The organism is Roseateles sp., from assembly GCF_036486225.1.
Lineage (GTDB): Bacteria > Pseudomonadota > Gammaproteobacteria > Burkholderiales > Burkholderiaceae_C > Roseateles.
In genome coordinates, this window is the sequence record NZ_DASVNZ010000407.1 from 21,310 (window position 1) to 28,162 (window position 6,853).

Annotated in this window: 6 protein-coding genes; all 6 read right to left on the minus strand. The window is 70.1% G+C overall.

Annotation, left to right across the window (positions count from 1 at the left end; genetic code table 11):
- Position 1: 1 nt before the first annotated feature.
- Complete coding sequence (locus VF536_RS26475) at positions 2 to 1,504, minus strand: Atrophin-1 multi-domain protein (protein ID WP_331617936.1); 1,503 nt, start codon at positions 1,502 to 1,504, stop codon at positions 2 to 4.
- Between the two features lie 19 nt (positions 1,505 to 1,523).
- A complete protein-coding gene (locus tag VF536_RS26480; protein WP_331617937.1) occupies positions 1,524 to 2,156 on the minus strand; it encodes a serine acetyltransferase in 633 nt (210 codons plus the stop codon).
- Complete coding sequence (locus VF536_RS26485) at positions 2,153 to 3,727, minus strand: Atrophin-1 multi-domain protein (protein WP_331617938.1); 1,575 nt, start codon at positions 3,725 to 3,727, stop codon at positions 2,153 to 2,155. The genes VF536_RS26480 and VF536_RS26485 overlap by 4 nt, the downstream gene beginning before the upstream one ends.
- 2 nt (positions 3,728 to 3,729) lie before the next feature.
- Positions 3,730 to 4,761, minus strand: a complete 1,032-nt coding sequence (locus VF536_RS26490; protein ID WP_331617939.1) for an acyltransferase — start codon at positions 4,759 to 4,761, stop codon at positions 3,730 to 3,732.
- Entirely contained in the window at positions 4,758 to 6,302 is a 1,545-nt protein-coding gene (locus tag VF536_RS26495; RefSeq protein ID WP_331617940.1) for an O-antigen ligase family protein, read from the minus strand. The genes VF536_RS26490 and VF536_RS26495 overlap by 4 nt, the downstream gene beginning before the upstream one ends.
- Positions 6,303 to 6,356: 54 nt before the next feature.
- Positions 6,357 to 6,853: exosortase C-terminal domain/associated protein EpsI (locus VF536_RS26500; RefSeq protein ID WP_331617941.1), on the minus strand; the 497-nt coding region annotated here is incomplete at its 5' end.

A 6,853-nucleotide genomic window follows, 5' to 3' on the forward strand; every position in this document is an offset into this window, starting at 1 on the left:
GTCATTCGTTCTGCGCGAGCAGGTCGCCGCCGGCCCAGACCTCGCCGCCGCCGGTGGCGCGCACCAGCAGCCGCGCGCCGCCGAAACGTTCGGGCCAGCGGAAACTCGAGGTCTTGCCGTCGACCAGGTCGCCGGTGTCGAAGGCGATGCCCTTCTCGCCGCGGATCTGCACGCGCAGCGTCGCGTTGGAGGTGCGCGCGGTCAGCTTGCAGTCCTGTCCCGCCTTGGGTTTGGCCCAGTTCACCGAGGTGATCGCGCGCCAGCCCTCGTTCACGACCACGTCGCCGGCGCTCGCGTCGCGCAGCACCACGGCCTGCTTCCAGCTGTCGAAGCGCGCGCGGGCGTCGCCGCGCTCGGCCTTCCATTCGCCGCGCATCGACAGCACGTTCAGCGGTGCCTGCAGATCGACCGGCCGGCCGTGGCCGTCCAGGAAGCCCGAGGTCGAGCGCACCGGGCGCAGGCTCCAGCGCAGCTTGTCGAGGTCGGCGGCGACCTGGTTGTTCCAGCCGCCCATCGGATGCAGGCGCACCGGCGTGCCGATCTCGGCGTAGATCACGAAGGGCGTGCCGGTGTTGCGGTCGACGACATAACCGCCGTAGACCTTCAGCGTCTCGGCGATCTTGCGCATCTTGGGATCGTTCAGCGACTTCACGTCGAAGTCCGGCGGCAGCATCAGCAGCGCACCCTCGGGGATCGCGCCCTTGTTGCGCTCGGGCTGGTTGTCGCCCGAGGTGGCCGGGAACACGTAGTTCGGCCGCGCCTGCAGCGCCGAGAAAGTCAGCGAGATCGCCAGCGCATGCCGGTACATCGTGTCGCCGTCCTCGAACTCGTGCTTGCGGATCAGGCCGCCCATCGTGGGCACCCCGGCCGCGCGCGCGCCCTGGAAGTAGTGCGCCGGGTCGCCCCAGCCGCGGCCGTCCAGCCGCGTCCAGGCGTACTGCTGCGCGCGCCAGTCGTCGCCGACGCGTTTGAGCATGAAGAAGGAATGGATGATCCCGGTCTGCGGATCGACCAGGTCCAGGTGGCCGTCCGAGCCCTTGGAGGGCACGGCCGCCTCGGGCCAGCGCGGGATCAGGATCTCGGGCTGGTGGGCTTCGGCGTCCGGGTCCCAGACGCCGGGCTGGCCGGGCAGGCCCAGCACGCGCTGGGGCCGGTCGTCGGGTCCGCACAGGAACACGCCGGTGGACCAGGTGCCGTTCTCGATCGTCGGGTAGTAGTCGTCCTTGGGGATGCGCGTGTCGCCCAGCACCGGATCGACCGGACGCGAATTCCACGGCGACTGCGCCGAGAACGGGCGCTCGATCGTGCCGAAGCGCGGCTTGCGGCCGCCCTTCTCCGCGTCCTTGCCCGCCTTGTCGGCCTTCTCAGACTTCTCAGGCTTCTCCGCCTTGGCATCCTTCCCGTCGGCGTCGGCAGCGGCCGCTTCCAGCCACGGCACCGCCACGCCCGCGCCCAGCCCCAGGCCGGCACCGCACCATCGCCGTCGATTCCACTGCATCGTCACGTCGGAACTCCTCCCATGGTCAGTCGTCCGCCAGCATCGCCGGCACTTCGGACGCACCGGAATTTCCGGGCGAAACGATCCCGGCCTTGTCGGACCGGGGCGCCACTAGGGGCAAGATGCGTGCCGGGTTGCCCACGGCGGTCGCGCCCGGCGGCACGTCGGTCAGCACGACGGCCATCGCGCCGACCTTGCAGCCCGCGCCCAGCCGCACGCCGCCCAGCACCTGGGCATAGGCGCCGAGTTCGACGCCGTCCTCGAGCACCGGGCACGGCCCGTCCTCGACGCGGTTGCCCAGCGTCACGCCCTGACGCAGGGTGCAATTCGCACCGATGACCGTGGCCGGATTGACGAAGATGCCGCCGAAATGCCAGATCCGCAGCCCGGGGCCGATCCGGCATTCCTTGGGCAGGCTGATGCCGGTGAGCGTCTCCACGAACCGGAACAGCAGCCAGTAGAGCCTGGTGCGCCAGCGGCGCGCGAAGCCGGCCGGCATCGCGTCCACGCGCCGGCCGAAGCGGTGCACCCGGATCGCCCACAACGACTGGTCCCGGTGCAGCGCCGCACGCCCGCCGTAGCGGGCGAGGTCGGCGGCCCAGTCCGCGCGCGGATCGGTTGGCGCGTGGGTCGTCCCGGTGTCGCCGCCTCCGCTCATTTCATCAGCACCTTGCCGGACATCAGGGTCAGCGGCGAGTTCAGCACCAGCGTGCCGCCCACCGTCGAGACCGTGCCCGCCGCGCCGCTGTAGGCGTACAGCGCCGTGAGCAGGCCCGTGCCGTCGGGCCAGGGGAACTCGACGCTCTGGCCGTCGGCGAGTTCGCCGCTGTCGACCAGCTTCACGCCCGCGCTGCTGAACAGCTGGAACTTCAGGCGCGCGCCGCCGGTCGCCCGCGCGGTCAGCTTGTAGGGCGCGCCGGCCTCCGGCCTGGACCAGGTCACCGTGCTGAGCACCCGGCTGCTGTAGTTCACCTGGATGACATCGACCGCCTCCGCCGGGAAGGCCACCGCCTGCTTCCAGGTGTCGAAGACGCCGGCCGCCGTGCCGCGCTGCAGCGACCACTGGCCGCGCATCGACAGCAGGTTCAGCCGCCGCTCCGGCACCACCGATTCGCCGTTGGCGTTGATCCACCACGCCACGCTCATCACCTGGCGCAGCGACGCACGGATGCGGTCGAGCTGCTGGGCCGTCGCATCGTCCCAGCCGGTGGGCATGAGGTTGAAGTTGCTGCCGTTCTCGACGTAGATCACGTAGGGCGTGCCGTAGTTGCGATCCACCACGTAGGCGCCGAATTTCTTCAGCGTCTCCGCCACCTTGCGCAGCTTCAGGTTCTGGATCGAGGTGGTGTCGAAGTCCGCCGGCAGCATCATCAGCGCGCCCTGCGGGATGGCGCCGGTGTTGGTCGTGGCGGCGTTGCCATCGGCCGAGGTCGCCGGGAAGATATAGGGCACCGTCGCGCTCAGGCCGTTGAAGGTCAGCGACATCGCCAGCGCATGGCGATAGAACGGCAGACCGTCGTCGACCTCGCCCTTGCGGATGATGCCGCCGATGGCCGACACGCCGACGGCGCGCGCGCCCATGTAGTAGTGGGCCGGCTCGCCGAAACCGCGGCCCGCCAGCGGCGCCCAGGCGTACTGGCCGGCGCGCCACTGGCCGTTGCTCTCGCGCCGGAGCTGGAAGAACGAGTGCACGATGCCCATCGCCTCGTCGACGACGTCGGCATGACCGTCCGAGCCAGAGGCCGGCGTGACGCCGGCGGGCCAGCGCGGGATCACCACGGTGGGACGGTAGACCTCCATGTCCGGGTCCCAGACGCCGGACTGGCCGGCGAGCGGGTAGACCGTCACCGGGCCGTCGGTGCTCGCGGCCTTGAAGGCGCCGGTGGACCAGGTGCCCTCGGCCAGCGTCGGGTAGTACTCCGACAGCGGGATGACGGCCGTGCCCAGCACCGGATTGACCGGGCGCAGGTTCCAGGGCGAGTACGACGCGAACGGCGACTCGAAGCTGCCGTAGCGCGGCGACGGCACGCCCAGCCCGTACTGGGCCGCGGCGGTGCCCGCGGCCAGCATCAGCAGCGTGCCAGCCGCGACGGCGGCCAGCAGCCGCGTCGCAGGGGGTCGTCGCCGGGGTCGGGCCTCACGGGGAGAGGCGGGGTGTTCCGCGCCGGGCGCCGCGAGCGGGCCGGTGCGGGAACGGGCAAGGGAACGGTGGGGTGATGACAGCGACACTTTCATACCTCCTTCAGCCGCCGGCCGCGCCCTGCCCCGATGCGCTTGGCCAGCTCGTTGAAGCGCCGTTCCACGTAGAAGGTGGAGACGTGCGCGATGCCGAAGACCACCAGCAACAACAACGGTCGTTTGAGGTATTTCGTCCAGTGCTCACCGCTGCCGAGCCAGGTGGCCGCCAGGGGCAGATGCCACACATACAAGGCGTAGGAAACAGAAGCGATATAGGCAAACGCGGCTCCCCCGAGCCAGCGCGACAGCCAATGCCCCGGCTGCACCATCAGGGCGCAGACGAAGGCCGCCGCCGCGTAGGGGCGCAGGAAGCTCAGCGGATAGACACTGTGATGGGAAATCAGGCTGCACGCCAGCAACATCGCCAGGGCCAGCGGGATCGCCGCGGGCCGGCCCAGCAGCGCGCGCGCCGTGGGCGCATGGCGCGACTGCATCAGCAACGCCAGGCAGGCGCCGGCCAGCAGGTCGTCCGCGCGGAACCAGGTGATGCTGCCGGTCGTCGACAGGTGCGTCACCCGCATCACCGTCACGGCCAGCAGCAGCGCCGGGAACAGCCACCCGATCGCGCGCACCCGCAGCCACAGCAGCACCGCCGCGAGCAGGTAGAACTGGACCTCGATGCACAGGCTCCAGAAGTGGTCGATCGGTGCGACCAGACGCTGCGGCGGCAGGTTGGCATAGAAGAACAGGTTGCTCAGCGCCGTCTCGACATCGACCGGCACGAAGCACCACACCACCGCCATGCAGATCCAGGCGGCGGGCACGACGCGCAGCAGCCGGCGAGCGACGAAGTTGACCACCGGCGGCCGCTTCAGCAGCTGCTGCGTGATCAGGTAGCCCGACAGGATGAAGAACAGGGCCATGCCGAACATGCCCAGCGAATCGTTCAGCGAGTGGCCGCCGACGCGCAGCGGAAACAGGTGGATGTACAGCACCGACAGGATGCTGACGGCGCGCACGCCGTCCAGCACCGGCTGGCGTCCGCCCTCGGGATGCGCAGCGGGGTGGGTGAAGTCCTGACTCACCGGAAACGCCCTCCGGTCAGCCGGGCCGGTCGCGCATGCGAGGCCGGCAGCGGCGGCGGCAAGGTCGGATGGAGCGGCTCCGTCGGCGGGAAATCGGGCGCCGGACGGTACTTGCTCGGCCGGATGCCCCAGGGCCTGGCCTTGCGGCGTTCACCGGCGCCGGCGATGCGGCAGGCCAGCGCGCAGATCGCGCCCATCGTCAGCCAGAAATACCAGTTGTAGATCAGGTAGAACAGCATGTTGTCGGACAGGGAGACCAGGAAGTTGGCCCCCAGCAGCGACAAACCCACCAGCGCCAGCAGCGGCCGCGCGCGCCACAGCGTCGCGATCATCCGGCCGGTGCGCCAGTACACCCAGCAGAACGCGCCCAGGCCGATCGCGCCGAGCTCGAAGAAGACCTGCACCGCCGCGCTGTGCGCGCCCCAGTTCACGCGTCCCGCCATCGAGAAGAAGGTCGGCGACAGCTGCTGGAAGGACTCCGCGCCGTAACCGGTCAGGTAGCGCGACGGCGCCATCCACGTCAGCGCGTCGGTCCACAGCAGCTTGCGCCAGGCGAAGGAGTTCAGCTGCGCGTACTGCACCACCTCGTTGCCCTGCGTCATGCCCATGACGCGCTCGCGCACCTCGGGGATCAGCATGGACAGCATCCCGCCGATGGCCAGGTAGACGATGTAGCGCCGCTCCCGGAACAGCCCGTAGACGACGAAGAGGAACACCACCGAGATCCAGGCGCTGCGCGTCTTGGTCGCGAACAGCAGGCCGACCAGCAGCAGCATGTAGCCGGCCACCGCCAGCAGGGTGACCGGCTGGCGGCCGATCTGGCCGCTCTTCCAGCGGTAAAGCATGACACCCAGGCACAACACCAGATAGAACGCCAGGATGTTGGCGTGGGGGAAGGGGCCGCCGTAACGGCCGGCCCCGGACTCGAAGCCGTCCACGCTACCAGCCGTGCGGCCCAGTCCGATGTAAACCAGGGTAACCAGTGCCACAGGCACCGACGACCAGGTGACCAACTTGAGCAACTTGTTCAGATCCGCTTCCGCGGTGACCAGGTAGAAGCTCACCAGGAACAGCGCCACCACCGACAGCTGGCCCAGGTAGAGGCGGATCGCCTGCACCTTCTCCGGCGAATACACGATGCCCAGCGCCTGCATCGCGATGAAGGGCAGCCAGACCAGCCAGGCCGTGCGCGGCACGCGCTTGGGATCGCGCGCGATGATCAGGCCGGCCAGCAGGATCACCAGCGCATTGAGCAGGCCGCCCAGGCCGCCGATCGCGGCCAGGCGGGTCTCCTCGAAGATGGGGTTGGCGCCGGCGCGCACCAGCAGCACCACCATCAGGAAGCCCTCGCGGCTGTAGACGAAGAGGAAGCCCGTCAGCAGCATCAGCGGCAGCACCGCCAGCATCGCGGGCTTGTCGGGCGCCATCGTGCTGACCATCACCGTCAGGTAACCGATCGCCACGGCGCCCGCGGCCAGGCCCATCAGGCCCGTCCACGACGTGCCGTCCATGCCCGCGCGCAGGCCGCGCCAGGCCGTCATCAATCCTCGGAACACTCGCGCCACGCCGCCCTCACCTCTCGACCGTTCCCGGCGTCATCGCACCAGCATCGTCCGCGCCGGCGCCGGCACAGCGGCCACCAGGTCGGACAGGAAAGACGCCATCAGCGCCTGGGACTGCGGCTCCGCGCCCGCCTGCGGCAGCCGCTGCGAGGCGCGCACCAGCACGCCGTCGGGGATGCGGCCGCGGAAGCCCTCGTTCAGGATGTACCAGCGCGCGGCCAGGCCGTCGCCGCCGTACATCCCGCCGATGCGGATCCAGTACCGCACCGCCTCGTAGCCGCCGCCGCCTTCGGTCAGGATCTCCGTCGTCGGCACCGGCTCGGCGCGCGCCCCGGTCGCGATCGACGGGCCGGGCGCGAGCTTGCGCACGGCGTAACCCTGCGCCGGATAACAGACCTCGGGCCGGTGCACCTTGACGTCCTGCCGCTGGCGCTCGCCCCATGCCAGCGCCAGCATGATGCGCTGGCCCTGGCTGTTGACGTAGGTGCGCATCACCGTCTGGTCGTAGGGCTGCTCCTGTACCGTCTCGA

Bases quoted from the DNA above. Each gene is read 5' to 3' on its own strand.
- VF536_RS26480 (WP_331617937.1), bottom strand. From the start codon at position 2,156: ATGAGCGGAGGCGGCGACACCGGGACGACCCACGCGCCAACCGATCCG.
- VF536_RS26495 (WP_331617940.1), bottom strand. From the start codon at position 6,302: ATGACGGCCTGGCGCGGCCTGCGCGCGGGCATGGACGGCACGTCGTGG.